The following is a 26452-nucleotide window of genomic DNA, read 5'->3' on the forward strand; positions in this document are numbered from 1 at the left end:
GCAGACGGTAGACTCATCGTTTTTGACTCCTTGAGGAACCTAAAATGATGAAGACACTCTTAATCAATGCCAACCCGAAAGTTCACAGTTTTTCCTTCGAATTAGCAAACGCCTATGAGACAGGTGCGATTCAAAACTCCCAGGTGCGACGGTTTAATCTATCTGACATGGCGTTTAATCCGAGTCTGGATACTGGCTATGATGCCATTCAACCGCTCGAACCATGTTTGAAAGAGTTTCAGGAGGCGGTGTTGTGGGCGGATCATCTGGTTATCGTTTCTCCAATTTGGTGGGGCGGCTTACCTGCGAAGTTTAAGGGATTACTGGATCGCACTTTTTTGCCGGGCGTGACCTTTAAATTTGAAGAAGATAATCCTGAACCGGTTCCGCTATTGGCAGGTAAAACAGCGCACTTGGTGTTGACCATGGATGCGCCGGAGAATTTGTTGAAATTTCAAGCGGCTCCGGTACTCGAACAACTGGATCGTTTTACTCTAAAATTCTGTGGTGTAAACACGATTCAAAGCACTTTGTTAGGGTCGGTGATCATGTCGGATGAAACACAACGACAAACTTGGTTAGATCAGCTAATGCTTGAAGCAAGCAGTTGGCAGTCTAAGATTACATGAACTTGAAAATACGATGAATAAGGAGAGCGCGATGAGCGACAGTTGGGACGATTACGCAGAGGAATGGGATGCGAATCCTGAGGTGGTTCGATATGCCGAATTAGCCTTCGACAGCTTGCGCGATACGCTCTCTTCTAATGATCTATTATCCTCCAAAAGTAGTCGTATACTCGACTTTGGCTGTGGGACGGGCTTGTTAACCGAAAAGCTTGTTGGTAGCGCTAAAGACGTGGTTTCACTCGACCTGTCGTCCAAAATGGTTGAGGTGCTTAATAAGAAGGGCTTAGCGTCAGTGACGACGGTTGTGGATGAACTTTCCCGTAATTTACTTGAAAGACACCCCGCATTTCATCAGCCGTTTGATTTGATCGTTGCTTCGTCGGCCTTGGCATTTGTGCCGGATTTTGAAGCGACCTTGTTTTTGTTGCACTCGTGCTTGTCGTCGCAGGGCGTATTAGTGCAGTGGGATTGGTTGAAGCCTTCGGATGAATCCGACATGGGCTTTTCTAAAAGTGAATTAACGCAGGCGTATCAAACGTGTGGCTTTACAGATGTGGTGATGTCTGAGCCTTTTTCGATGACCTCTCCAAATGGTGAACTGCCGGTAGTAATGGTGGTGGCTCGTAAGGGCTGAAGAATCCTTCTATTGTGAGTTACTGGCTATCTATGAATGATCTCTGGGCGTAACGGCGCGAGTCGAGCCAAGAGTTTATTTTGTGTGCGGTAGGGGATGCCTTCCGCTTCCATGGCGTTAATCAGTAATTCTACCACTCGATTAAAGTCGGCTTCATTGATCTTCATTCCGGTGTGAATGTCGATCATGTTGTCGCCTTGGTATTCACATGGGCCATCGGAAACGTCGCATAGATGGGTGATGAAGCCTTCTCTGAACCGATCTACATTCGATTTCGCAAAGTAGTGGAATATTTGTTCGTCGCCAGCAATTTCTTGAATAAAGGCATCGACCAAGCGCTCTAGTCCAGACTGTCCGTTCAATTCTTGATAAAGGGACGAGCTGTTCGACAAGGAAGGTGAGCTTGAACACCCGACTAACATCAGACCGATCAATAACGGCAGTAAGATCGTTTTCATAACGTACTTTCCTATGAGTGACTTCCTGCTAGTGGTTTCTTGCCAGTGGTTTTTTACTAGCGGTTTTCTGCTAATGGCTATTTGTTAAAGGTATCCGGTGAGAGACACATACCAGCCCGTTTGGTCTTCCACCGCGGCAATAGCGCCTAAGTCTAAATAAGCGGCGGTGAGGCTGACGTGTTTATTGGGAAACCAAGCTACGAACAGGTCTTGCCAGTCATCCTCTTCTAATCCCAAATTATCCGGCTTTTGTCGGTACTCCATACCGATCGCAAAATGTTTGTTCAGTAGGATGGCGGCAGAGGCTTCGGCGTGCAGTGGTCTGCCTTTGTCCGGCCCGCCAAAACCAAGCAACCCCATCTCATTGGCCTTGGAGTGTCGTACCGTAACGTTCCATAGCAGGTTGTATCCGAACGCGGCGCCAAGATGTAACTTGCTGGCCGCAAGATAAACATCGGTGCCTTGATCTTCCTCTGCGCCTAAGGCAAACGCCACGTCTTCGGTGTCTAGAAATTTGTGCTGAATTCCTAAAGAGACTTGTGGCCAAGGGGTGTAGATCAGGTCGCCAAAGAGTCGAAACTTAGTGCCGAAAATCCGTTGTTTGAGCTCTAACGACAGCGGGTCAACATCGAACTCTTGTTCCGCGTAGGAGAATTCGACGCGATCAAAAAGATTAATCTGAACACCGCAGACATCCAGTTGAAAGTCATCGACCTTGGCGCGTGAACAAAAGGCAGATGCTGAAACTTCATCCTCTGTAGCATAGCCAGCCAATTGCGCCCAGGGTACTAGGCCGCCGCCACCGGATCCTTCTATCTGGGAAACGCCCGGCGTTGCCAGAATCTTTCCACCAGCTGTATATCCTCTAGCCTTATCTCCACTCGCTACACTGTGGGAGGTGATAACGATAAATAACAAACCAACGAAAAAGCGCATAAGTATCTGCCTGATGGGTTACGGAGAGATTCGTTTAAATTTAGCTTCGAAAGTGTTTCTGGGTGCAGGTGGCGTGATGTTTAATTTTACCGGTTGATCGCTTCTCAATTGGGAGAGAGACAGTTCCAATCGTCGATGACTGCCTTGGTTAAGATGTGGGTGCCACACAAAGACGGCGGTAATGTCCTTGGGTAAGGTATCAAGTTCGATTACGCCCTGGCTGTTAGACTGAAAGGTGTACGAGCTGTTGGCAACGTAGATATAGCCCACCATGGAATCGTGAATGTTGCAGCCCAGGATTACTATCCCTTCATTATTGAATTCAAGCGGTGCCTCGGGCTTTCCTGAATACAGACGCAACTCAAACGGTTTGGCGTTTGAAAAGGAATAAACATGATGCCGAATGTTATCGCTGTTCGGGAATTCTATCGAACTGTGTTTGGGAATGATGAGTACCACAGGAACAAAGGTTTTATTCACCTGATCCATAATATAAGGCGTGTCATTTATAGATCGGAAGGCTTGTTTGGTTTGAATTTCAATGACGGCATTGGCAAGTGGATTACCATGTTGATCAATGATGCTCAAAGGTTGGGCGTGTAGGACTGGTGTGCTAACACTCAATGAGATCAAGATGAATCGTAAGATCGAGAAGAATAAGTATAACTGTGGTGTTTGCATGACAGCCTAAGGATTTAACATTCTAGCAAACAGTATGGCAGAGCTGGGACGAGTCGCAATGTAAGAGCATAGGAGGCCGATGCTTCGGCCACTCATTTAATGGTAAGTGAGGAAGTGCAGTTTATCCGGATTCCTCAACGCATAAATATGGCGAATGCCTGTGTCATCAATGGTGAAGTTGAACGCTGTCACCAGCAGCCCTTTGTGGAACACCAGCATACCGGGCGCGCCATTAAACCAATGTGGTTTGAACGTGATGTCGGCATCTTGCTGATGGAAAAACTTAAAGAGTACGCGTTCGATCCAGTCGGCCACGTCAGCCTGTCCGGAGAAAATGCGCCTGCCAGCAACCGCTTTTCCACCGCCATCTGAATGAAAGATCACGTCTTTACTTAGCAGTTTTAAAAGCCCTTCTGAGTCGGCCTGTCGAGTAGCATTAAAGAAGGCGTCTATCATGGCGGTATGTTGTTCGGTGGGCACTGTGGATACGGTCGGCTGTTCCTGAACCTTGGCACGACCCCGGCTGGCCAGTTTTCGACAGGCCGCCGAGGACTTATCGAGAATACTTGCTACTTCGTCAAAGCTGTAATCAAACAAATCATGAAGTATGTAGGCTGCTCGTTCACTGGCCGACAGTTGATCCATAATCACAAGTAATGCCATGGTGATGGATTGATCCAGTTCATGGAGGCTGTCGGGCTCATCGTGCGGTTCAGATAAAGGTTCGGGCAACCATGGACCAATATAGCTTTTGCGTTTTTCTTCGGCACTTTTGATGTGGTCTAACGCCAGTCGCGTGACAACTGTGGTTAACCACGCTTGATCCGATTCAATGGTGCCTGTTTTAGCTTGCCAGCGCAGAAAACATTCCTGAAGAATGTCTTCTGAATCGCTGATGGATCCGGTGATACGATAAGCCAGCCCGAAAAGGCGCTGGCGTGATTGTTCAAAGACGTCGTCCATAGCTTTCATCGCTTGTTATGCCGCATCCACCGAGATTAATGCACACGCCTCTTTCATTCCAACCGCGCGCTTAATGGTCGGGAAAACTTTTGCAGCGGCAATGGCTAAGCCAAACTCCAATCGCTGTCCTTGGCTGTATATGTTTTCCATGTCACTCAAAATCGCTTCGTCGACGCTGCCTTGTGCGGCGACTTGGCGGGCATAACGATAAACCAGGTTTAGGTCTGCAGGTAAGTCCTGGCCGCCTTTCAAGGCTGCTTTAAGTAGATCACTGGCCACACCTTGCTCTTTGGCCATTTTTACATTCAACTCTAAGCAACCGCCACAATCTTCCGTTTGCATGCCTGCGATTTTAGCAATCCAAAACGCATCCAACGGCAGAAGATCTCGATGATGAGCCATCGGTTGGAAGCCTGCAAACTTTTCGTAGCTGCTTGGAGCCAGTGTGAGCATGTCTTTTAAATACTGTGCATCATACTGATAATGGTTTTCGAAGTTGGTCAGTTGCTGCAGTTGTTCTTGGTGAGTGGTCATAAGATTCTCCAATAAGTGAGTGTGTATCCTTATGACGAATCAGGGTGGGCTAGTGTGACATCCTAATGAAAAAAAGAAGAAAAAATGACGCTTTGAATCCTCTACGGTACGAGGTGGCCATGGTACCGCAGAGTGATGAAGGTAACTAAGGTCAGTGCTTACCTAGCCGCCTTTAACGATCGGGTCGGAGTAGCTCAACTTCATATCCCACGGGAAACGAATCCAGGTATTTTGAGTGACTTCTTCGACATAGCTGTCGACGTACTCAATGCCCGCTGGTTTGGCATAGATAGTGGCGAAGTGGGCGTTAGGATAACGAGCACGAACTTCCGCTGCGGTTTTTCCGGTATCCACCAAATCATCGATGATAAGCCAACCCTTGCCTTGATTGTCCTGCTTAGGTGCTTTGGTCAGTTGGAAGTTACCACGATCCTGACCGTCATAGCTGGAAATACAAATGGTGTCGATCAATCGGATATTGAGTTCACGAGCAATGATGGCTGAAGGTACCATACCGCCTCGGGTCACTGTCAGGATGCCTTTCCATTCGCCTAACTCATGTAGGGTTTTAGCTAAAAGGCGACCCGCTTTGTGGAGTTCTTCCCAAGAAACGAAAAAATCCAGTTCATATTTGCTCATAATGTGTCCTCAGTGCCTGCTTTGACGGTTCAAAGGCGTTCTCCAACCGACTTAAGCGAAAACCGTTTTATGCTAACCGCTGTTAAGCGTAAAACGCGTTGCTAAAAATAATGGCGGCAAATATTAACAGATTGGTCAGAAATTATCACTGAGAAGCTGACTTCTCTTACGGATGGGAGCTTATGGGCGGTAATTAACAGGTGATAATTAGCGGGTGGGAACTTACTCGCGAGAACTAATAATCGAGAACTACGGGCGGGGAAGAGTGCTTCCCCACCGTACGATCATTCTCTGTGTTTCACTCGAAGAAAACTGGCAAACCGGGGGAGCCCGGTAGAGGTTCGGCCATGGTATTGATATGTGATGGTATCGCCGATGGCGGGTGGATTGATTCGTTCATCGTCGCTGAAACCGGTGCCGATTTTGAATTCACGGCCGTTTTGATCCATTACGATCAAAGCGCCGAGATGGTCCGTGTATTTTCCTTGGCCTTGCTGATGATCAATGACCAGAGCTTCGTCATCCATGTAGGGTTTCACTTTCAACAGATCGTTTGAACGACCGGAAACATAGCGGGTATCAATGCGGCGAAGCATTAAGCCCTCACCGCCTTGGCTGGCAATCTGCTCAAGTTGTTTTTGTAGGCTGTAATGAGAATCGACGGCGTGTTGCTCGACTAATTTCAGGTGATCCAGTTGAGCTGCATACACAGTGGCTTCCAGTCGACGGTAACGCTCCAGAAAGGTTCCCGAGTCTTTGGGTAAATCAAAGGCCATGAACTTCACGTCCTGCCATTCGGCTTTGTTCGGCAGTTTCTTACGAACGATGCTGGATAACTGACTGAATTGATTCCGACCAAGCCAAAGTTCACCGTCTAATGGGGTACTCGGAAAGCCTTCGAGCCAATATTTAGGAGCTGAGATCGGATTGCCAGAACGGGTATATAGGGTTTTGCCATCCCAATAGGCGCGAATGCCATCGTATTTTTCACTGACCCAGTATTGAGTAAGTGGTTCATTGGCTTGATAGAGTTTGGATAGTACAAGAGGCGGTGGTGTTTTCGCGTAATTAACGACGGGCCAGAGGCAGAGGATAAGCACCAGGCAGAGAGCGAGATAATACATACAAACGTCCATATTTGTTTTGTAGTGTGATTTTTTAGATTTAATGGGTTGATGGGACTGCTAGGGATTTATTCAGAGATTCCCTGAGCTATCTATAAGAAGGTTGTGGATAAGAGGCAATCAGACGAAGGAGTGAAAGTGCAAAGTGACGCGTTATAGTGTCTATTAGTCATCATCAAAACTGAAAATCGTCAATTTCTTACAGGAAAAAAGGACTAGCTTAGTGGCAAGTGTCATGTTTCAAGGTAGTATTCCACCCTACTTCTAAGTTCTGGTCTGCAGAAGCTGGATCAGAGCACATATTTCTTGAAATCTAGATAAGGATATCAATATGAATATTTCTGAATTGCGTCACCCGAAAGAAAACCTCTACCGTACGTTGTGTATGGTGATTGGTGGTATTTGTTGGGTGGCTTTGTTGCTGGGGACATTGTTCTCCATCCTGATTTTTCTGATTCCAATCGCGATCAGTCTTTGGATCAGTGAGAAGTTTTTCCAAGCCAGTATCTATGGCAATGCGGTTCATGTGAACAATCAGCAATACTCGAAGCTGGACGGCATAGCATCAGACTTGGCAAGTCAACTTGGTCTGGCAAGTCGTCCAGAGATGTTTGTGTTGAACTCAGAAGGTTTGACCAATGCGTTGGCGATTAAATTCCTATCCGGTAAGTACGTGCTGTTGTTTAGCAACCTTGTTGATCTGTTGTGGGACAACAGCGATAAGGAGAACCGTCTGCGCTTTGTGATTGCACACGAATTGGCGCACCATGCGGCTGGTCATGTAAATTTTTGGCTGAACCTGTTGATGAAGCCTGCGATGTTTATTCCATTCTTGGGTGCCGCGTACAGCCGTTCTTGCGAACTTACATGTGACAGAATTGCCGCTGAGTTGGTAAAAGATCACCAAGCAAGCTCACAAGCGCTTATCTCATTGGCATCGGGCAGTCGTGAGTTGGTCGCTCATACTGAAAAATCAGCGTTCATTGCTCAAGAGCAGCGCGTGCCAGGGATCTTCGGCTTTATGCAGGAAATTCTGTCCAGCCACCCGCGTATGACTAAGCGTCTGATCGCCGTGGAAGAGCACGCAGTTAGTAGTGGTACTGCAACCTCTTCAGTGATACCGGAAAGTAGAGTAGAGCCCGCTTAATTCTCTATATATTTTGTAAGTTAAAAAGCCAAGCCAGCGTTCTGCTGGCTTGGCTTTTTTAATGGGTAAAGAGGTATTGGTCAAGAATTCATGAGCAAAGGGCTATGGGCTAAAGAACCACTCAGAACAATTCATCCAGTAGGCGGCGTGTTCCGCGCTCAATCATTTCATCCTGAAGTTTATCGGTCAGTGTGTCGGTTGTGTCTTCCGGCTCGGTATAACTGTTAGGGGCTTGATAGTCGCTCTGATAGGCACTGGCAGGGCTGGTCTGGGTGGATGGTGTCAGTTGTTGACCTTGGCCAGAGGCATAGTCTGGCTGATAGCCTCGTTCAAGACGTTGTTTGTGTAAGGCATCCACACGTTCGCCTTTGTAATATCTGCATTCTTCGGGCGAGCCGCGATAGAAGCAAATACCGGAACCGTGAGCCACGCCTTTTTCAAACTTACCCTCATAGATGTGTTGGCCGTGTTTGTAGAGGGTTCCTTCAAGCGGCTCGCCGTACTGGATCTGACCTTTAAATTCGGTATCCGTGTACGGATTAACCGCCGTTCCTGAGCCATGAGCGTAGCCGTCTTCGCAGCTTTGTCCGGTATAAAACCAATCAAAATCGTACATAGGACATACTTGAGCTTCTTGCAGTTGTTTGGCGCGTTCTTCGGCTCCGCTGGCCATGCTAGAACTGGCCATACCTGAGCTGGCCATACCCGAGCTGGATGAAGTGGCTGTATATGCGTTCTGACTTTGCCAGCTGTCTTGTGTCATGGCAGGCGCAGTTCCCGAAGACATAGTTGTAGTGGGTGAGGTGCTGTATGAAGTGTTGTATGAGCCATTGGGGTGATAGTGCTCAAGCACAGCGATGGTTTCTCGGTACTGCTGCTTAACAGTGTTATAGATAGGCTCGCTGCCAAAGTGAGGTAAGGTCGCTTTCAACTTTTCCGCCGGCGTTTGGCCGGATATGTTCTTGAGGTTGCGATCCGCGCCGTTGTCTAACAACACTTTGGCAATCTCTGGCTTGGTGGCATTGTGTAAGGGCGTACCTTGCGCAATGTCTCGGGTATCCAAACGAGCACCGGCGTCAATCAACGCTTGAGCGCCTTCAACGGTGGTCACAAATTGCAGAGGCACCATTTGGGTTTGCTTCATAGCGTTGTTGGGGTTGGCACCGTAACGAACTAATAACTCTATCATTTCACGGTTTCGTCCCATTTGACTGGCAGCGGCCCAGTGAATGGCGGTGAAGTCACCGCTATCGGCTTCATTAGGATTTGCTCCGCCAGCCAGCAGTTGCTGCATTTTATCCACATCACTGATCAGTGCGGCTTGGTGAAGGGCTGGCCGTTCTTGCGAGTATGAGCTGACTGATGACGAGGAAGAACTGCTGGCACAACCACTCAATAACATGAGTGAGCCAACAGTAGCCATGAGCATTGTGAGTAGTTGTTTCGGCATCATATCTACATGTCCTGTATTGAAGATTGATAGGCCGCACCACAATGAAAGCGCGCATCGTCATAGGTCAGTTTAGGGCCTTCATTGTGATGAACCGGTGACCACTAACTCACTAAGTCTAGCGCCATTTCCTTATGATGCGCCTGAATTTCAGCAATATCTGACGAGATCATTTGAGCATGGCTAACCAACCAGTCGCCGCCTACCATCACATGGTCGGCTTGATGGGCTCCACACAGAACTAAGGCGGCCAATGGATCATGTGCGCCCGAGAATCTTGGCTCGTCGAGGTTGAATAACGCCAGGTCGGCCTGTTTGCCAACCGCCAACTCACCGATGTCGGTACGACCAATCACCTGTGCTGAACCTTTGGTGGCCCAGTACAGCGCATCGAGGTGGCTGATTTCATCTGCTTGGTAGCGCAGGCGATTGATCATCATCGCCTGTCGAACTTCCTGAATCATGTTTGAACAATCGTTGGAAGCTGAACCATCCACCCCCAAGCCCACGTGTGCACCTGCGGCTTGCAGCTCCTTGGTTCGACAGATGCCCGAGGCCAACACCATGTTGGATGACGGGCAGTGGCAGATACCGGTTTTTGCCTGGCCCAAGCGTTGAACTTCTTCGTCGTTGAAATGAATGCCATGAGCTAACCACACGTCGTCGGCCAACCAATCGACCGACTCCAGATAATCCAGCGGTCGCAAGCCAAAAGTTTTCAGACAGAAGTTATTCTCGTCCTCGGTTTCGGCTAAGTGGGTATGAAGCCGAACGCCATGTTGACGGGCAAGGGCGGCGGTTTGCTTCATTAACTCCGTGGTGACCGAGAAAGGCGAGCAAGGCGCCAGAGCAATTTGTACTTTTGCGCCTTCATGTGGCTGGTGGAAGGTGTTAATCACACGTTCGCAATCTCTGAGAATCACTTCGTCGGTCTGAACCGTCGATTGAGGTGGCAACCCGCCTTGATCCTGCCCTAAACTCATCGAGCCGCGTGTAAACAGCACTCGGCTACCAATCTGTTGCGCGGCATTCACCTGAATGTCGATGGCTTCGGTTAACGCTTCAGGGAATAAATAATGATGATCGGCCACCGTAGTACAGCCTGATAGCATCAGTTCGGCTAAGCCCAACTGAGTAGCAGCAGACAGCATTTTTGGCTGCAATTTAGCCCACACCGGGTACAAGGTTTGAAGCCAAGGGAAAAGACGTTTGTTCAATGCTGGGGGAAATGCCCGAGTCAGAGTTTGGTAGAGGTGATGATGGGTATTAATTAAACCCGGTAGCAGTACGTGTCGTGAGGCGTCGAAGGTGTTATCCACAGGTACAGAAGGTGTCTGATCTTTGGCGACCAGTTCTAAAATCTTGCCATCGCGAATCACCAGTCCATTGCTGGCGTCCTCATCGTTGGCAGTAAAGACGGCCAATGGCTGCTTTATCCACAGGGTGGACGAGGTCTGATGGGGAGTCTGTTCAGGGGTTAATATCATGTCAGTTGCCTTTAAAGTTAACGAAGCTTGGAAGGCTTTCGTATTAATGGGCTAACTGGTACAGCAGAGGTTAGAGTTGTGGATAACTCTCGTCGTGGACGGATTTCTGCCATGTACCGGGTTAGGGTAATGGCAGTGACTTGCGTGTTAATCTGCCTTTTAAGCTATTGCGCTCAGTTATGCTGCGTTAAAAGCTTCATTCGCTCAGTCATTTACTACCGTACACTCGCGGAGTACAAGAACTCCCTTGCTCATGAATCTTTTGCCTTGCCTAACTTTCGCTCATAACGCTTAAGTGTATCGTTGCTGCGCTCGCGACGCGCTAAATATGTTTAGTTCTGCTGCGCTTGACTGTTCAGCGTTCAGCAAAAATCCTTTTAAATAAAAGGATTATTAAACATTTATAAAAAACTTTAAAAAATTTTCAATTTTTCTGAACTTCTCAGAAATAGGCCGGTCTATGTATACAAGTTAGTTAGTTTCTTCGGCTAATTTCTCGAATCCAACCTTTACCGGGCTTCTTTAAGTCCGGTTTTTTTTGTCTGTAATTTACGCGAGAAGCTGAGATGGAGACGAATATTTTTGAGTTTTCCGTCTCCCGTCAAGCAGTTAGCGTCTCAACCCACAGCCACTCAAGATCATGTGGCATAGGAAGTCGCTGATTTTGTTGATGTCATCAGCTTCGTATTCCAGCTTGTTGGTAATGGTCAGTACTTGTGTTTCAAAGTCCGCGTAGTGCTGCGTTGTAGACCAGATCATAAAGATCAGGTGTTCAGCATCAACTTCCGGAGCCAACTTGCCTTGGCTAATCCAGCTTTCGATGATTTTTACTTTTTCACGTACCCACTGGCGCATTTCGGTGCGAAGATGATCTTTAAGGTTTGGTGCGCCCTGGATGATTTCAGTCGCGAAGATCTTTGATGCGTGTGGGAAGCGGATGGAGAGGTCGACTTTGGCGCGGATGTAGTTTTCTAACGTTTCTGCCGGATCACCGTCTTCGCTCATATCGGCGATGACTTCGTTCCAACGTTGAAGGATTTCTTCTAGAACAGCGCTGTAGAGTTTCTGTTTGCTTTTGAAGTAGTAGTGAACGTTTGCTTTAGGAAGTTCGGCAGCATCTGCGATGGATTGCATGCTGGTGCCTTTGTAGCCGTGTTTTACGAATTCTCGTTCTGCGGCGTCCAGAATCTTCTGGCTGTTGTGTTCACGAATCTTACCGGGTTTATATTTACGTGGTTCAGTACTCAAAACAAACCTCTTCTATACGATGCGTCCAAAGCGCGTATTAGCTAATCATTTCTGTTATTTTGATTAATGTGGCGCATTCTAGCAGATTGTTTATAGGCTTTGTGGGACAAGGTCAAAAAATTATAGTCAGATAATCGGGCCCGCTTCCAGCAGAAGCGGGCCGATAAGGATAAAAATACTGATTTAACTCAGTAATACTGTCCTTACAGGTGGAACTTAGCCAATGCGCTGAAGACACTCTCGTCGTTGTCATTACCAAGTACAGCAACTGGGAAGGAGTTGTCACCATTGCCGAACTTGTTGTGCCAGTAAGAATATTCAAAACCAACTTCAAGTTTGGACTTGGTAATACCCATGTACTTACCAACGTCCGCACGTACTTGCGGGTTGAAGTGGAAGTCAGAGGCGTGATCTTCTTCACCTGTCGACCAATCGATGTAACCATCTACCATGATGTCTAATGAACCAATCGAGAAAGGTACACCATAAGCGATGGTTACTTGCTGATCGTCTTCTACTTGTTCGTTGTTCGCGTAGTAGAAATTAGTTTGGAAGAACTTGAAGCCAGGGATGTTCCAGTCCAAACCAACACCGTATAGGTAGTTATCTTGGCTGAAAGAGAAGCCTGTATTGTCTTCGGCTGTACCGAACTCATAAGTACCAGCCAGGAATACGTCTGTCACAGGACCGAATTCTAGTTTTGATCCCACTAAGTTACCGATGCTGATACGTGGAGAGATTTCACCGTAGGTTTCTTTGTATTCGTTGTTGCTGCCGTTATGGCGATCAACGAATAGGAATACGTCACCCCAGTTATGACCAGACACGTGCTCAAGCGTGATAGTAGTCATGTCTTCGTCTGTGATTTCGTAATCAGATCCGTATAGCAAAGTGATGCTGTTATCGCTCCAGAACATTTCTGCTTGTGCGTTTGCTGCCATCATAGAACCAGCTGCGATGGCGGCTGCCAACGGTAGAGTTTTAAGTGTTTTCATGGTGTTTCCTTGTTGTTACTTCTTTTTCAAGTTATTCAAGCCGAGCGTGTGAGTGTCGAGTCTCTGGAATCTCTAAAAGAGTCTCTGGCTCAACGTTATAATTGTCACGTCGGTTTGGGTCTCTGCTCCGGCTGACTGGGCTATGGCTCCCGGAAATCCGGAACAGAGGATTGAACGATTTGAACGGGCAATTAAGACTGTGGCAACTTGCCTTCAACGCCTTTCACGTACCAGTCAAAGCCAAGCAGTTTGCCGTCTTCAAGCGTTGAACCTGCAGGCACCACTTCTTCACCCGCCTGGTTGTAAACCGGGCCGTCGAATACGTGTAGCTTGCCTTCTTTAATGGCTTGCTTCTTCTCAGCAACCAATTGTTGTACATCTTCAGGAATCGCTGGGTTCAGAGGTGCAAGATCGGTTGTGCCTTCTGCAATACCCGGCCAAAGGTCTTCAGATTTCCAAGTACCTTCAAGAACAGATTTTGCTTTCGCTAGGTAAAGTGGGCCCCAGTTGTGTACAGTTGAGGTCAGGTGCGCTTTCTTGCCGTAAACTGACATGTCTGAGTGGTAACCGATGGCATAGATGCCTTTTGATTCTGCTGCCTGAATAACAGCAGCTGAATCCGTGTGCTGTGTTAGCACGTCGGCACCTTGAAGGATCAAGGTTTCTGCGGCTTCACGCTCTTTCGCTGGGTCATACCAAGTGCTTGCCCAAACCACTTTTACTTTTACATTTGGGTTAACTTCTTGAGCGCCCTTGGTGAACGCATTGATGCCACGAATTACTTCTGGAATCGGGAACGAGGCAACATAACCAATGGTGTCAGATTTAGTCATTTTACCGGCGATCAGACCAGACAGATAACGACCTTGGTATGCACGAGTGAAGTACGTACCCATGTTCTTGCCGCGCTTGTAACCCGTCGCGTGTTCAAATTTTACCTTCTTGAAACGCTTAGACACTTTTAACGTTGGGTTCATGTAACCGAATGACGTAGTGAAGATCAGGTCGTGACCTTTCTTAGCCAATTGCTGGATGACACGCTCTGAGTCCGCACCTTCGGCAACGCTTTCAACGTAGCTGGTTTGAACCTTGTCACCCAATTGCGCTTCAACGTACTTACGCGCTTCATCGTGTGAGTAAGTCCAGCCTGCGTCTCCGGTTGGGCCAACGTATACGAAACCGATTTTAAGTGGATCTTCAGCGTTAGCCATTGAGCAGCCTAGTGCTAAAGCAGCTGCCGAGAACAGCTTAGTGATGTTGCGAGTCATAGTGCTTCCTCATTAATGTGTAAAAAACTATTACGCTTGACTATGCTTTGTTAAAATTCAGCTCAAAGTGCTCATTTATTGGATATAAACTCCGCTTTTTCGCTGAATTTTGCCTCGCCTAGTCTGCGCTCATTACGTTTTAAGTTTGCTATTAAATTAATTTGTTAAATTGTGAGTTTTCGTTTTCTGTTTTCGTTATTCAGAGCGTCTATACAGGCATGAACGCTCTGTTTGTAATTCTCGTCTTTCGTCTTATACCTGCGGACGGTATGGCTGACCCAGTGCTAATGGTGTACTGAGCTTCGCTTTGATCGAGTCGTTGGCCAAAATAACCAGAACCAGGATGGTCGCTGCATACGGCAGCATTGCCAGTAGATTCGGTGAGGCTTCAAAGCCCAAGCCTTGGAGAACCAAGTGCATGATGCTGGCAGCTCCAAATAGGTAGGCACCTAATAAAATGCGTTCCGGTTTCCAGCTGGCGAATACCACAAGAGCCAGTGCAATCCAGCCGCGTCCAGCAGACATGCCTTCGTTCCACATCGGTGTATAAGCCAGAGATAAGTAACCCCCGGCCAAGCCAGCCATAGCGCCGCCAAACAACACCGCGCCATAACGTACTTTCATCACTGAAATACCCGTGGCGTTTGCGGCTTCTGGGTTTTCACCGACGGCACGAACGGTTAAACCGATTCGGGAGCGTTTAAACACCCAGAATAAAACGGCGAAGATCACCCAAGATAGATAAACCAATGGGTCGTGCGAGAAGAAGATTTTGCCAATTACCGGAATATCACTAAGCAGTGGAATTTCCCATGCGGCTATGCCTTCCAAGCCCATGCCAACGTAGTTAGAGCCTAGGAAAGCACTTAAACCGATACCAAAGATGGTTAACGCCAGACCAGTGGCTACCTGGTTGGACACAAGAGAGATCGCTAGGAAGCCAAACAAGGCAGACATCAACATGCCTGCAACGATAGCCGCGAGAACGCCCAGACCTGCGTGACCTGTGACCACAGCAGCGATGAAGCCAAGTACGGCACCCATCAATACCATGCCTTCCTGACCGAGATTCAGTACGCCGGACTTTTCGCAGACCATCTCGCCGAGTGCGATCAGAATCAGCGGGGTGCCGGTACGCACGGTCGCAAATAAGATGTTAGTAATTAAATCGATATCCATAGTGATAATCTTTTCTTCGTTGGTGTTGCGTTACGTATGGTTTTTGCCCGGTAGGTTTTCGCTATTGCATCGCTGTTTTCACAGCTCGTGTACGTACAATTCGATAACTGATTAATAAATCACAGGCCAGTAGATAGAACAGCAACATGCCCTGGAATAGGCCGGTTAGAGATTTTGGCAGTGCCAAATCCATCTGAGCCATCTCACCGCCCATGTAAGTAAGCGCTAACAACATCGACGCAAGCAGGATACCCACCGGGTGCATTCTTCCCAGGAAGGCCACAATGATGGCGGCGTAACCATAGCCCGGTGAGATGTATGGCGTTAATTGACCCACTGGCCCCGTCACTTCCGACACACCTGCTAAACCAGCCAAGGCACCACAGGCTAACAATGCAAACCAAGTCAGTTGTTTTTCTTTGAAACCGGCAAAGCGTGCGGCAGACTTATCTTCACCCATGACCGAGATTTGGAAACCGATCAGGGATTTGGACAGCAAGGCCCAGATGATGGCTACCGCAAATAACGCAAAGTAAATACTGATGTTGAGTCGGTAATCTTCAAACACTAAAGGTAAAAGGGAGAAGTCGGAGAACATCGCAGATTCAGGGAAGTTAAAGCCTTCTGGATCTTTCAATGGCCCGTGTACGCCATACAACAACCAATTCAAGGCGATGTAGTTGAGCATGATGGTGGTCAGAATTTCATTGGCGCCGAACTTGGTTTTCAGCAGCGCAGCCAAACCTGCCCATAACATACCGCACAGTGCACCAAAGACGAGTACTGCCGGAAGCACCCAGTGAGATTCAACGCTCAGTAATTCCAGAGCCAGATAACCACCACCCAGGCCGCCGAGAATAAATTGACCTTCGGCACCGATGTTCCAGATCTTGGCTTTAAAACACAGGGTTAAGCCCATGGCGCACAAGAGTAACGGGGCTACTTTGGTGAAGAGCTCTGTCCATCCGTAAAGATCGGTTAAAGGCGATACAAAGAATACGTATAAGGCGTCGAGCGGATTCTTACCTAATGATGCAAACAGCAGCCCGCCACTGATCAGGGTTAATACGATGGCCAGAACCGGAGACAGATAGGCCATGGTTTTCGAATCGGAAGGGCGTTTTTCTAGGGTTAATTGATGAAGCATGATTATTGACCCCCTGTTGCATTGGAAGGGGTTAAGTCCGTAGGTTGAGTTGACGTTTCATTCAAAGAACCGGAGTTACCGGAAGCACCGAAGTCTCCGGCCATCCACATACCCAGTTGATTGATGGATACTTCGTTGGTTGGCTTGATAGGAGACAAACGGCCATCACAAATCGCGCAGATGCGATCACTGATGGAATATAATTCGTCGATGTCTTCCGACACAACCAAAACAGCGGCACCTTTGTCTCGAAGGTCGATCAAGGCGTGGCGGATCAAAATAGCCGCGCCGATGTCGACGCCCCACGTCGGGTGAGAGCACACCAATAATTTCGGGTTTTGCAGAATTTCACGACCAATGATGTATTTCTGCAGGTTCCCGCCTGACAAGCTCTTGGCTTGGGCCTGGGAACCGGCGGTCTTGACGTTAAACTTGTCGATGATGTCTTTGGCGAAGGCTTTGACTTTCGCGGTGTTGATCCAACCTTTGTTGGTCAATTCGCCCTGGTAACCGGTAAGTAATGCGTTATCTTCCAGCGACATGTCAGGCACAGCGCCACGACCTAAGCGTTCTTCCGGGACAAAGCCCAAACCTTTAAGGCGTCGCTTTTCAGGTGTCAGGTTGCCGACTTTGTCTCCCGCGAAACGTATGCTGTCTGCTTTAGTGGTTTCTTCACCGCTGATCAGGTTCAGTAATTCTTCCTGACCATTACCTGCCACGCCAGCAATGCCGAGAATTTCCCCGGCTTTAACTTCCAGATCAATGCCTTTCAAGGCTGTCGCAAAGGGATCGTCGGATTTGTAATCCAGCGCATGAATGGTTAAGAACGCCTCTTTACCAACGGCTTTCTCGTAATCTTCAGTCAATGGCGTGTCATCGCCCACCATCAAACGTGCAATGTCTTCGGTGGTGGTGTCTTTAGGAATGCAATCGCCACTGACTTTACCGCCGCGAAGAATGGTCGCGGCATCACACAAGGCGCGTACTTCATCGAGTTTGTGCGAAATAAACAGAATGCTGCAGCCTTCGTCCGATAGCTGATGCAGTGTTTTAAACAGGGTGTCCACTTCTTGCGGCGTAAGTACTGACGTTGGTTCGTCCAAGATCAGCAGCTTTACGTCTTGCAGCAGACAGCGAACAATTTCTACGCGTTGTTGTTCGCCAATTGACAGGGTATGAACGTAGCGGTTCGGGTCGAGTTGCATACCGTAGTGACCCGACACTTCAACGATGCGAGCTTTCAGCGCCTCTAAAGAGGGAACCTCCTCTTTCGGTAGGCTTAAGGCAATGTTTTCGGCCACGGTCAGGGTTTCAAACAGAGAGAAGTGCTGGAACACCATGCCAATGCCCAACTCACGAGCGTGTGCAGGGCCCTTAACGGTTACTGGCTGGCCTTCCCACAACATGGTGCCTTCATCCGGCTTAACCACGCCATAGATAATCTTCATCAAGGTACTTTTACCAGCACCGTTCTCACCTAGCAGTGCATGGATCTCGCCTGCATCCACAGATAACGCCACAGACTGATTGGCAATACAGCCTGGATATCGCTTGGTGATGTTTGTTAATTCAATACGTTTCATAACCTAACCTGACCAAATGGACAGTTTTTGAAGGCAAGTTCTTTGCCAATCTCTCAAAAAATTGTGCGAAAAATAATACTTTCTGTAAAAATTGTCCAGAAAGTCAACTTGGATCAATGGCTTAGCGGTCGAGATAAAAACTTCGGAAGGGATATTTACTGTCTATTGGGTGGTTAATAAATAGTCAGTTTTGGTGGGTGTGTAAAAGTGTGCGTGTGAATGGTGCATATATGTAACCATTTGGTCATATTTGGTGCTTAATGAAATTTAAGGTGAGCGAAGTTTTAAGACGTTAGCTTGAATAAATCTAAATTAGATGAGCGGTTAAAAAGAAAACGTGTTGCCTGTTTTCTTTTTGGAATAAAAATTGTATCTTATTTTAAATCTTGTCTATTTGGTCAGGAATTATTTTGAAAATGTTACTTTTTCGGATGTCTGATCATACCGGATGCTACAAATAGGTCATAATTAATACAGGCCAACAATAAAAAACAGGCTTTCTGTACGTTTGTCGGAAAGTTGAAGACTCGATGCAGGTTTTGACGTGATTAAATTTTGTCTAAATGGTCGGTGGGTAGAAGAAGCCGATATTTCACCGAATATGACGGTGTTGCGCTATTTACGTACTCAGCAATCTTTGACGGGCACCAAAGAAGGGTGTGGGTCTGGAGATTGTGGGGCATGCAGCATTTTGTTGGGAGAGAAAGTTGACGTTTTAAAAGAGGGTGGCGGTGTTGATGCAGGTAAGTGGCATTATAAAGCCATCAATGGCTGTATCACCTTCTTATCTCAATTGCATGGCAAAAGCGTCATTACTGTTGATGCCTTAGCGGATGGTCAACAACTGCATCCAGCGCAGCAAGCGATGGTGGATTATCACGGCTCTCAGTGCGGTTTCTGTACGCCGGGCATCATCATGTCGTTGGCGGCCTTGCATCAAAACGTCGATGGTGAGCCGTCTCAGCATCAAATCCTCGATGCCTTATCCGGTAACTTGTGCCGTTGTACGGGGTATCGCCCGATTATTGATGCTGCGAAAAACATGCATTCTTATCCGGCAACGGGCAATGTTGAAATCTGGCAGCCAGAAGAGTTGGTGTCCAAACCGGTTGAACATGCGGGTGTGGAAGCGGAGACTCGTACGCGCTTCCGTGCTATGAAAAAAGGTCAGGCCTGGGTTGTGGACGATGAAACACAGTTGCAGGAGTTACTGTCTGAACACCCGGACGCACGTATGGTAGCGGGGGCCACCGATCTGGCCTTGGAAGTAACGCAATTCCATAAGTCGATTAACAAGTTGGTATCGATTGGTTCTATTCCATCGTTGAAGACCATCGATGTTCAGGGCGACTTCATTACCATCGGTTCGGCCGCAACCTATGCCGAGATTGAGCCAACTCTAAAAACACATTACCCAGAATTCGCCGCGTTGTTGGATCGTCTGGGCTCTCGCCAAGTGCGTAACAACGGCACCTTGGGTGGCAACATTGGTAATGCATCACCGATTGGTGACACACCGCCTGTATTGATTGCGTTAGGTGCCGAAATTGAACTGGTCAGTAAGAACACCCACCGTTGGTTGTCTTTGGATAAGTTCTTCCTCGATTACAAGCAAACGGCATTGCAATCCTGCGAATACATTCGTGCCATTCGCATCCCTCGTTTGAAAGAGAACCAGGCGCTTAAAGTTTATAAGATTTCCAAGCGCATTGAAGATGACATTTCAGCGGTGCTGGCTGCCTTTGTCTTTACCATTGATGACAACAAAGTCACGGATGTGCGTTCTGGCTTTGGTGGTATGGCGGCGATTCCTAAAGCGGCCTGCAAGTTGGAAAAAGCCTTGCTGGGTCAAACCATTTCTGAAAGTGCCTTTATTAACGCAGCGAACGAGTTAAGCAAAGACTTTACGCCATTAACGGATGTTCGAGCGACTGCCGACTACCGTATTAATGTGGCGAAAGGCTTGATTCATAAGTGCGCGGTTGAGTTGTTGAATCCTGAACTGGTCTCTCGCATCGAACAAGTGCATACCTCCGAACTTGCTACTTCTGACATCATCAACCAAACCAGCCTGACGGGAGAGTTTTATCATGCGTAAGTTAATTGACCTTCCTGATAATGCTGCTGGCTCTCAAGACTTACCAGTGCGTGAGCGCCCTTCCAAAGGTAAGACCGGAAGTAGTATGAAGCACGAAAGTGCTGAAAAACATGTGACCGGTAAAGCCGTGTATGTTGATGATATGCCGGAATATCCGAATCAGTTGCATGTAGCTGTCGGTGGCAGCCAACATGCGCATGCGCGTATCAAACTGATGAACCTCTCTGCCGTTCGCGCGGCTCCGGGTGTCGAAGCCGTCATTACGGTAAAAGATGTACCAGGTCATACTGATATTGGGCCTGTGTTCCCGGGCGACCCTGTGTTGGTTGAAGAGATTTGTGAATACGTTGGTCAGCCAATCTTCGCCGTCGCTGCAAAAAGTTTTGAACAGGCGAAGAAGGCCATCGCTCTCGCGGAAATTGAATACGAAGTGCTGGATAAGGTTCTAACCGTAGAGCAAGCGTTAGAAAAAAACCATTTTGTTCGTCCGACCCATCAGCATGTGCGTGGTGATTCCAGCAAAGCTTTGGCTGAAGCGACACATCGTATTCAAGGCCAACAATATGTAAAAGGTCAGGAGCACTTCTATTTAGAGGGGCAGGTAAGTTCTGTGATGCCGACCGAAGACGGTGGCATGATGGTGTATACCTCCAGTCAGCACCCGACCGAAGTTCAAAAACTGGTTGCCGAAGTATTGAACGTCAGCATCAATAAAGTGCAGGTGGACGTACGCCGTATGGGCGGTGGTTTCGGCGGTAAAGAAACCCAGGCAGCGCCTTTGGCCTGTATTGCTGCATTGTTAGCGAACAAAACCGGTAAGCCGGTGAAGTATCGCATGTCTCGCCATGATGACATGGTGATGACGGGTAAACGCCACGACTTCCTGAACACCTACGATGTGGGTGTCGATGAGCAGGGTATCATTCAAGGTGCTGAAATCATGGTGGCTGGTAAGTGTGGTAACTCGCCAGACTTATCTGACGCGATTGTCGATCGTGCAATGTTCCACTCCGATAATGCGTACTATCTGAATAACGCCACAGTAACCGGACATCGTTGTAAGACTCATACCGTGTCTGCCACTGCCTACCGTGGTTTCGGTGGCCCGCAGGGCATGATGGTTGCGGAACTGATGATGGACGACATCGCTCGTCATGTGGGGGAAGACCCGTTAACCATCCGTAAGCGCAACCTGTATGGCGTGAAGCACGATCATATTAAAACCGCTGATGGTCAGGTCGATGAGCGTAACCAAACTCATTACGGTCAAACCGTTGAGCATAATGTATTGCCGGAGTTGATCGAGCAGCTGGAAGCCAGCTCTGACTATTGGCAACGTCGTGAAGAGATCAAAGCCTTCAATGCCAACAGCCCGTTTATGAAAAAAGGCTTGGCGTTAACCCCGGTGAAGTTTGGTATTTCCTTCACCGTACAGTTCTTGAATCAGGCCGGTGCGCTGGTTCATATCTACACCGATGGCAGTATTCACCTTAACCACGGCGGTACCGAAATGGGCCAAGGCTTGTTCCTGAAAGTAGCGCAAGTGGTGGCGGAAGAGTTTCAGGTGGATCTGGATACCATTCAGGTGTCTTCAACCCGTACCGATAAAGTCCCGAATACGTCGCCAACGGCGGCATCGTCTGGATCAGACTTAAACGGCATGGCCGCGCGCGATGCCTGTCTGCGTATCAAAGAAGGTCTGTTTAAGTTTGCGTCTGAGCATTATGGCGTGGCTGAAGATAAGGTTCGTCTGCAATCCAACCATTTAGTTGTGACCAATGATGCTGGCGAGGAGCAATGGGTACCGTTTGCTGATTTCGTTCAGCAGGCGTACATGGGCCGAGTGCCTCTGTCATCGACTGGCTTCTACAAAACACCGAAGATTCATTACGACCGTGAAACCGGTAAAGGTCGCCCGTTCTACTACTACGCGAATGGTGCGGCTGTCTCCGAAGTCTTGGTGGATACCTTAACGGGTGAATACAAAGTGCTTCGTACCGACATTCTTCATGATGTGGGTCGTTCGCTAAACCCGGCCATTGATATCGGCCAGATCGAAGGTGCCTTTGTTCAGGGTATGGGTTGGTTAACCACTGAAGAATTGGTGTGGGATAACCTTGGTAAGCTGCAATCCAACGGCCCTGCGACCTACAAAATCCCTGCTGTTGGCGATACGCCAATGGACTTCCGAGTGAAGTTGTTGGAAGACCGCCCGAACGGTGAAGAAACGGTTTATCGCTCAAAAGCCGTAGGTGAACCGCCGTTCATGTTGGGTATTGCGGTGTGGTCGGCATTGCGCGATGCGGTGTCCAGTATTTCGGACTACACCATCAGCCCGCCAATGAACACGCCGGCGACACCTGAGTGCGTATTGAACTCGGTGATGGCTGTCCGTGAGCAGATGGCAAATACAGACGCAGCGGACGCTTAATAGGTTAAGTAAGAAAGGTCATAACTATGAAAGCGTTTGATGATGGCAGTGTTAGAAATGAAAAGTTCTCGCCTGCTATGAAGTGGTTTGATGCGGTTCAATCCTGTCAGCAAGCGGGTGTGGCTTATGCCTTGATTACTGTTTTGGGGTGCACAGGTTCTACGCCAAGGGATCAGGGCTCCAAAATGGTAATTACCGGTGATGCTACCTTCGACACCATTGGGGGTGGTCATCTTGAATTTGTGGTGACCAACAAAGCCCGTGAAGTGATTGCCGAAGGTCGTTCTGTTCAAGAGATCCAGCATTTTCCTTTAGGTGCTTCTTTAGGTCAGTGCTGCGGTGGCAGTGCCACGGTGTTGGTGGAAACCTTTGCCGGTTGTCAGTTCAATATCGGTCTGTTTGGGGCTGGCCATGTGGCGAAATCCTTAGTGTCGATTCTGTCCGGTCTGCCATGCAAGGTGACCTGGGTGGATTCTCGTGAAGAGGAGTTTCCTGCGTCTGTGCCTGCCAATGTCACGAAAGTCGTCACGGACGATCCTTGTGGTGAGATTGCTACCTTGCCGGAAGGAGCGGATGTGTTGATTCTGACTCATAATCATCAGTTGGATTATGAGTTATGTGTGGCTGCGTTGAAGCGTTTGCAATCCGGTAATGCATTGCGTCATGTGGGGCTGATCGGTTCGGACACCAAAGCTCAGCGTTTCGTTAAGCGCCTTGAACATCGCGGCTTCTCATTGGATGAAATCAACCAGATCAAATGTCCTGTCGGCTTGAGTGAAGTGCCAGGTAAATTGCCGATGGAAGTGGCCGTGTCCATCGCCGGTGAACTCATTGCCATTGAAAACGAAGGCAAGGTGACGCAGCAAAAACGTGGGCTGGCATGGAAAGATATTAAGCAAGAGCTGGGCAGCGAGTTAGGTGCTGAGGTCAACACGGAAGGGCAAGGTGCGGTGCTTACCGTTAAGAATGAGACCATAAAGTAAATATCCATATAGATTGCGTATTTTCTTACGAACATATCAAAAGGTAATTAAAGCTCTTCTTTTAGACTCGCTATGCGGTTTCATCTAAGTGAAGCATCCCTGTACGCTCGACTGCCGCATCCATGCGGCAGACGGTCTAAAAGAAGAGCTTTAATTACCTTTCTAAAAATCGAGCAAGTTTTCGGGTATTCCCGAATATTGAGGAATTGAAGTAAATGTCATTAAAAGTAGAAACAAATCGCTTTTCTGAAAGATACACTGATTTAGCAAGTCGTCGTTTGGGTGGTCAAACCCTGTCATGCAGTGATGATTTCTTCGCTGAGATGGAAAACCTGCTGAAGCCGGGTCGTGGCGTTTTTATTGATGATAAATACACGGATCGAGGTAAGTGGATGGACGGCTGGGAATCTCGCCGTCGTCGTTTCCGCCCGGACGGTTCGTCGTCTGACGGCTTGGACCACGACTGGTGCATCATCAAACTGGGTGCTCAGGGCAAAATCGTAGGCATTAATGCCGATACCAATCATTTCCTGGGTAATGCACCTCAGAAAGTATCCATGGAAGCCTGTCGTATCAAAGGTGAGCCAGACGAGAGTACTGAATGGACTGAAATCGTACCGATTACCGAAGTTCAGCCAGGCAGTGAGAACTTAATTGATGCAACCGTTGAAGGGGTGTGGACTCACGTTCGTTTTCATATTTACCCAGACGGTGGTGTGGCGCGTTTGCGTGTGTATGGTGACATTGCGCCGGATTGGGATTGGTTCCTGAAAGGCGAGCCGGTAGATCTGGCTTACATCAAGAACGGTGCGCGTCCGTTGGTGTGTTCTGACATGTTCTTCAGTCACATGGAAAACCTGATCATGCCTGAGCGTGGCGCCAATATGGGTGATGGTTGGGAAACCAAACGTCGTCGTGCCATCGGTGATGCAGCGGTAGATCGTGATAACGATTGGTACATTCTGCAATTGGCGGCGAAAGGTTCAATCCAAAAGATTCTTGTGGATACCTGCCACTTTAAAGGTAACTACCCGGATGCCTTCTCTATTGAAGGTGCGGTATTAACCGAAGCGCAAGCCAAAGACATCGACATGTTGAAAGCCGATGCTCATGCGGATGCACTGACAGAATCGTCAGCGGCAGCGGGTAAAGCCGACATCAGTTGGCAGCCAATCATAGGTCGAACCAAGTTGTATGAAGACCGTGAGCATACCTTTAAAGATGAGTTGGTCAGTGGTGAAACGGCCTTTACTCATGTGCGTATCAAGATGTATCCGGATGGTGGGATTAGCAGGCTACGCTTATGGGGCTTTCCTGTATGAGTGAATTAACCTACACCTTGAGTCAGCTAAATAATCTGTCGGAGGAGGATGCGTGCTTTGCGTTTGAGAACTGCTGTACTTCTTCCCGTTGGATTGAGGGCATGGTGGCGCGTCGTCCGTTTGTGTCCATCGCTCAATGTCAGGAAGTAGCATTAGAGGTTTGGAATGCGCTTGGTGAGGTGGACTTTTTAGAAGCGTTTGAAGGTCACCCGAAAATCGGTGATGTCAGCAGCCTTCGTAAAAAGTATGCGCACACGAAGAAGTTGGCGTCTGGTGAGCAGTCATCAGTTAATGAAGCAAATGAAGCAACCATTCAGGCGTTGGCGGATGGCAATACTCAGTACGAGCAGCAAAACGGCTTTATTTTTATCGTGTGTGCCACAGGTAAAAGCGCTGAAGAGATGCTGGATATTCTGCAGAGTCGTTTGCCAAATTCTCGCGAGCAAGAGCTGAAAACCGCAGCCGGTGAGCAAGCAAAAATTACCGCAATCCGCATTGATAAGTTGTTACCGACGGATGTGAATCCAGAAACCAAGATTTCTGAACGATAAGCTGATTATGAATCTATAAGAGCGAATTTACTGAAGTAAAACGCTCTTTACTAGAAGGATGATTTAACGATGGCAAGCCCTATCACAACACACGTTCTAGATACCAATTTAGGTGGCCCGGCTCAAGGTATGGCCGTAAAACTGTACAAGCAAATTGATGGTGAGTTAGTTGAGATTGCGTCTGGCGAAACCAATGCCGATGGTCGTATTACCGACTGGTTGGATGGTCAGCAACGTGAAAAAGGGATCTACCGCATTGAGTTTGCGACGGACCCGTATTTTGAGAAGCAAGGTAAAACCTGTTTCTACCCGGTGGTGACCTTTGATTTCCGTATTGAGAAGCCAGAAGAGCATTATCATGTGCCGCTTCTGGTATCCGCTTACGGTATCTCGACGTATCGAGGCAGCTAATGACCAGCTACAAGTTAACACCAAAGCCATTAACCAAAGAGGCGTTTGCGCCCTTTGGAGATGTGGTTGAAATAGAAGATCAGGCTGGGAATGTTTCCCAAGATAATCTGATCATGATTAATGGCGGCAATACCGAGCGTTACGATTCCTTGGCTAAGGTGCAGTTGTCATCACCGGAAGATATGGCTGTGATCAATATCTTTCGCGCACAACCTCGTGTGATGCCGATGAACATCGAGATGATGGAGCGTCATCCGCGAGGCAGTCAGTCATTTCATCCCCTGTCTGGTGAAGATTACTTGGTGCTGGTGGCTGATCCGGTGGAAGAGCTAACGCCTGAGCATTTGCATTTGTTTTTGGCGAAGGGCACACAGGGCATCAATTACCACTTGAATACCTGGCATCACCCCGTCCTTGGACTGAATAAAGTGTGTGACTTCCTGGTTGTGGATCGCAAGGGCGAAGGCAATAACTGCGAAGAGTTTTTCTTCGATAAAGCACTGAACATAACGATAGATCTTTAGCCTTCTATGCGCTAAGGATCAACAAAAAGC

25 protein-coding genes are annotated in these 26452 nt (G+C 48.1%); 10 read left to right on the forward strand and 15 right to left on the reverse strand.

What is annotated here, in order from left to right; genetic code table 11:
- The first annotated feature begins 44 nt into the window (after positions 1-44).
- Positions 45-629, forward strand: a complete 585-nt coding sequence (locus ACFOEK_RS18395; protein WP_386722941.1) for an NAD(P)H-dependent oxidoreductase — start codon at positions 45-47, stop codon at positions 627-629.
- Positions 630-660: 31 nt separating this feature from the next.
- On the forward strand, positions 661-1263 hold the full coding sequence (locus ACFOEK_RS18400; protein WP_386722942.1) for a class I SAM-dependent DNA methyltransferase: 603 nt from the start codon (positions 661-663) through the stop codon (positions 1261-1263).
- 26 nt (positions 1264-1289) lie between these two features.
- Here the strand turns inward: ACFOEK_RS18400 and ACFOEK_RS18405 are convergent, their stop codons facing one another.
- From ACFOEK_RS18405 to ACFOEK_RS18435, 7 genes are all read right to left on the reverse strand, one after another.
- Positions 1290-1721, reverse strand: coding sequence for a group I truncated hemoglobin (locus tag ACFOEK_RS18405; protein ID WP_386722943.1), 432 nt, complete (start codon positions 1719-1721; stop codon positions 1290-1292).
- Between the two features lie 84 nt (positions 1722-1805).
- Entirely contained in the window at positions 1806-2564 is a 759-nt protein-coding gene (locus tag ACFOEK_RS18410) for a DUF3034 family protein (RefSeq protein ID WP_386723081.1), read from the reverse strand.
- Positions 2565-2675: 111 nt separating this feature from the next.
- The gene (locus ACFOEK_RS18415; RefSeq protein ID WP_386722944.1) at positions 2676-3245 is read right to left on the reverse strand and encodes a methylamine utilization protein; all 570 of its coding nucleotides are present in this window, start codon (positions 3243-3245) and stop codon (positions 2676-2678) included.
- 189 nt (positions 3246-3434) lie between these two features.
- Positions 3435-4301, reverse strand: a complete 867-nt coding sequence (gene sigJ, locus ACFOEK_RS18420; RefSeq protein WP_386722945.1) for an RNA polymerase sigma factor SigJ — start codon at positions 4299-4301, stop codon at positions 3435-3437.
- Between the two features lie 15 nt (positions 4302-4316).
- On the reverse strand, positions 4317-4835 hold the full coding sequence (locus tag ACFOEK_RS18425; protein ID WP_386722946.1) for a hypothetical protein: 519 nt from the start codon (positions 4833-4835) through the stop codon (positions 4317-4319).
- Between the two features lie 162 nt (positions 4836-4997).
- The gene (gene gpt, locus ACFOEK_RS18430; protein ID WP_386722947.1) at positions 4998-5474 is read right to left on the reverse strand and encodes a xanthine phosphoribosyltransferase; all 477 of its coding nucleotides are present in this window, start codon (positions 5472-5474) and stop codon (positions 4998-5000) included.
- A 284-nt stretch (positions 5475-5758) separates the two neighbouring features.
- Positions 5759-6598 (reverse strand): DNA ligase, encoded by an 840-nt coding sequence (locus ACFOEK_RS18435; RefSeq protein ID WP_386722948.1) that lies wholly within the window; start codon positions 6596-6598, stop codon positions 5759-5761.
- A gap of 331 nt (positions 6599-6929) precedes the next feature.
- On the opposite strand from ACFOEK_RS18435, the gene ACFOEK_RS18440 reads away from it, so the two are divergent.
- Positions 6930-7745, forward strand: a complete 816-nt coding sequence (locus ACFOEK_RS18440; RefSeq protein WP_386722949.1) for a M48 family metallopeptidase — start codon at positions 6930-6932, stop codon at positions 7743-7745.
- A 121-nt stretch (positions 7746-7866) separates the two neighbouring features.
- Here the strand turns inward: ACFOEK_RS18440 and ACFOEK_RS18445 are convergent, their stop codons facing one another.
- The 8 genes from ACFOEK_RS18445 to ACFOEK_RS18480 all read right to left on the reverse strand — a co-directional run bounded on the left by ACFOEK_RS18445 (position 7867) and on the right by ACFOEK_RS18480 (position 18102).
- Complete coding sequence (locus tag ACFOEK_RS18445; protein WP_386722950.1) at positions 7867-9198, reverse strand: ankyrin repeat domain-containing protein; 1332 nt, start codon at positions 9196-9198, stop codon at positions 7867-7869.
- Between the two features lie 101 nt (positions 9199-9299).
- A complete protein-coding gene (locus ACFOEK_RS18450) occupies positions 9300-10682 on the reverse strand; it encodes an 8-oxoguanine deaminase (RefSeq protein WP_386722951.1) in 1383 nt (460 codons plus the stop codon).
- 609 nt (positions 10683-11291) lie between these two features.
- On the reverse strand, positions 11292-11930 hold the full coding sequence (locus ACFOEK_RS18455; protein ID WP_386722952.1) for a TetR/AcrR family transcriptional regulator: 639 nt from the start codon (positions 11928-11930) through the stop codon (positions 11292-11294).
- Between the two features lie 203 nt (positions 11931-12133).
- Complete coding sequence (locus tag ACFOEK_RS18460) at positions 12134-12925, reverse strand: outer membrane protein OmpK (protein ID WP_386722953.1); 792 nt, start codon at positions 12923-12925, stop codon at positions 12134-12136.
- Positions 12926-13116: 191 nt separating this feature from the next.
- A complete protein-coding gene (locus ACFOEK_RS18465; protein ID WP_386722954.1) occupies positions 13117-14193 on the reverse strand; it encodes a BMP family ABC transporter substrate-binding protein in 1077 nt (358 codons plus the stop codon).
- A 252-nt stretch (positions 14194-14445) separates the two neighbouring features.
- Positions 14446-15372: an ABC transporter permease gene (locus tag ACFOEK_RS18470; RefSeq protein WP_386722955.1), complete on the reverse strand. Its 927-nt coding sequence runs from the start codon at positions 15370-15372 to the stop codon at positions 14446-14448.
- 61 nt (positions 15373-15433) lie between these two features.
- The gene (locus tag ACFOEK_RS18475) at positions 15434-16519 is read right to left on the reverse strand and encodes an ABC transporter permease (protein WP_386722956.1); all 1086 of its coding nucleotides are present in this window, start codon (positions 16517-16519) and stop codon (positions 15434-15436) included.
- A 2-nt stretch (positions 16520-16521) separates the two neighbouring features.
- The gene (locus tag ACFOEK_RS18480) at positions 16522-18102 is read right to left on the reverse strand and encodes an ABC transporter ATP-binding protein (RefSeq protein ID WP_386722957.1); all 1581 of its coding nucleotides are present in this window, start codon (positions 18100-18102) and stop codon (positions 16522-16524) included.
- 544 nt (positions 18103-18646) lie between these two features.
- On the opposite strand from ACFOEK_RS18480, the gene xdhA reads away from it, so the two are divergent.
- The 7 genes from xdhA (at position 18647) to ACFOEK_RS18515 (ending at position 26422) form a co-directional block, all read left to right on the forward strand.
- On the forward strand, positions 18647-20200 hold the full coding sequence (gene xdhA / locus ACFOEK_RS18485) for a xanthine dehydrogenase small subunit (protein WP_386722958.1): 1554 nt from the start codon (positions 18647-18649) through the stop codon (positions 20198-20200).
- Positions 20193-22631, forward strand: coding sequence for a xanthine dehydrogenase molybdopterin binding subunit (gene xdhB / locus ACFOEK_RS18490; protein WP_386722959.1), 2439 nt, complete (start codon positions 20193-20195; stop codon positions 22629-22631). The genes xdhA and xdhB overlap by 8 nt, the downstream gene beginning before the upstream one ends.
- Positions 22632-22657: 26 nt before the next feature.
- Positions 22658-23614 carry a xanthine dehydrogenase accessory protein XdhC gene (gene xdhC, locus ACFOEK_RS18495; protein WP_386722960.1) on the forward strand — a complete coding sequence of 319 codons (957 nt, stop codon included), beginning with the start codon at positions 22658-22660 and terminating at the stop codon, positions 23612-23614.
- Between the two features lie 215 nt (positions 23615-23829).
- The gene (gene alc / locus ACFOEK_RS18500; RefSeq protein ID WP_386722961.1) at positions 23830-24936 is read left to right on the forward strand and encodes an allantoicase; all 1107 of its coding nucleotides are present in this window, start codon (positions 23830-23832) and stop codon (positions 24934-24936) included.
- A complete protein-coding gene (uraD, locus tag ACFOEK_RS18505) occupies positions 24933-25487 on the forward strand; it encodes a 2-oxo-4-hydroxy-4-carboxy-5-ureidoimidazoline decarboxylase (RefSeq protein ID WP_386722962.1) in 555 nt (184 codons plus the stop codon). The genes alc and uraD overlap by 4 nt, the downstream gene beginning before the upstream one ends.
- Before the next feature lie 69 nt (positions 25488-25556).
- Entirely contained in the window at positions 25557-25898 is a 342-nt protein-coding gene (uraH, locus tag ACFOEK_RS18510; protein WP_284382583.1) for a hydroxyisourate hydrolase, read from the forward strand.
- On the forward strand, positions 25898-26422 hold the full coding sequence (locus ACFOEK_RS18515) for an ureidoglycolate lyase (protein ID WP_386722963.1): 525 nt from the start codon (positions 25898-25900) through the stop codon (positions 26420-26422). The genes uraH and ACFOEK_RS18515 overlap by 1 nt, the downstream gene beginning before the upstream one ends.
- Positions 26423-26452: the final 30 nt, after the last annotated feature.

The sequence above is a fragment of the Litoribrevibacter euphylliae genome, from assembly GCF_042646085.1.
Lineage (GTDB): Bacteria > Pseudomonadota > Gammaproteobacteria > Pseudomonadales > Litoribrevibacteraceae > Litoribrevibacter > Litoribrevibacter euphylliae.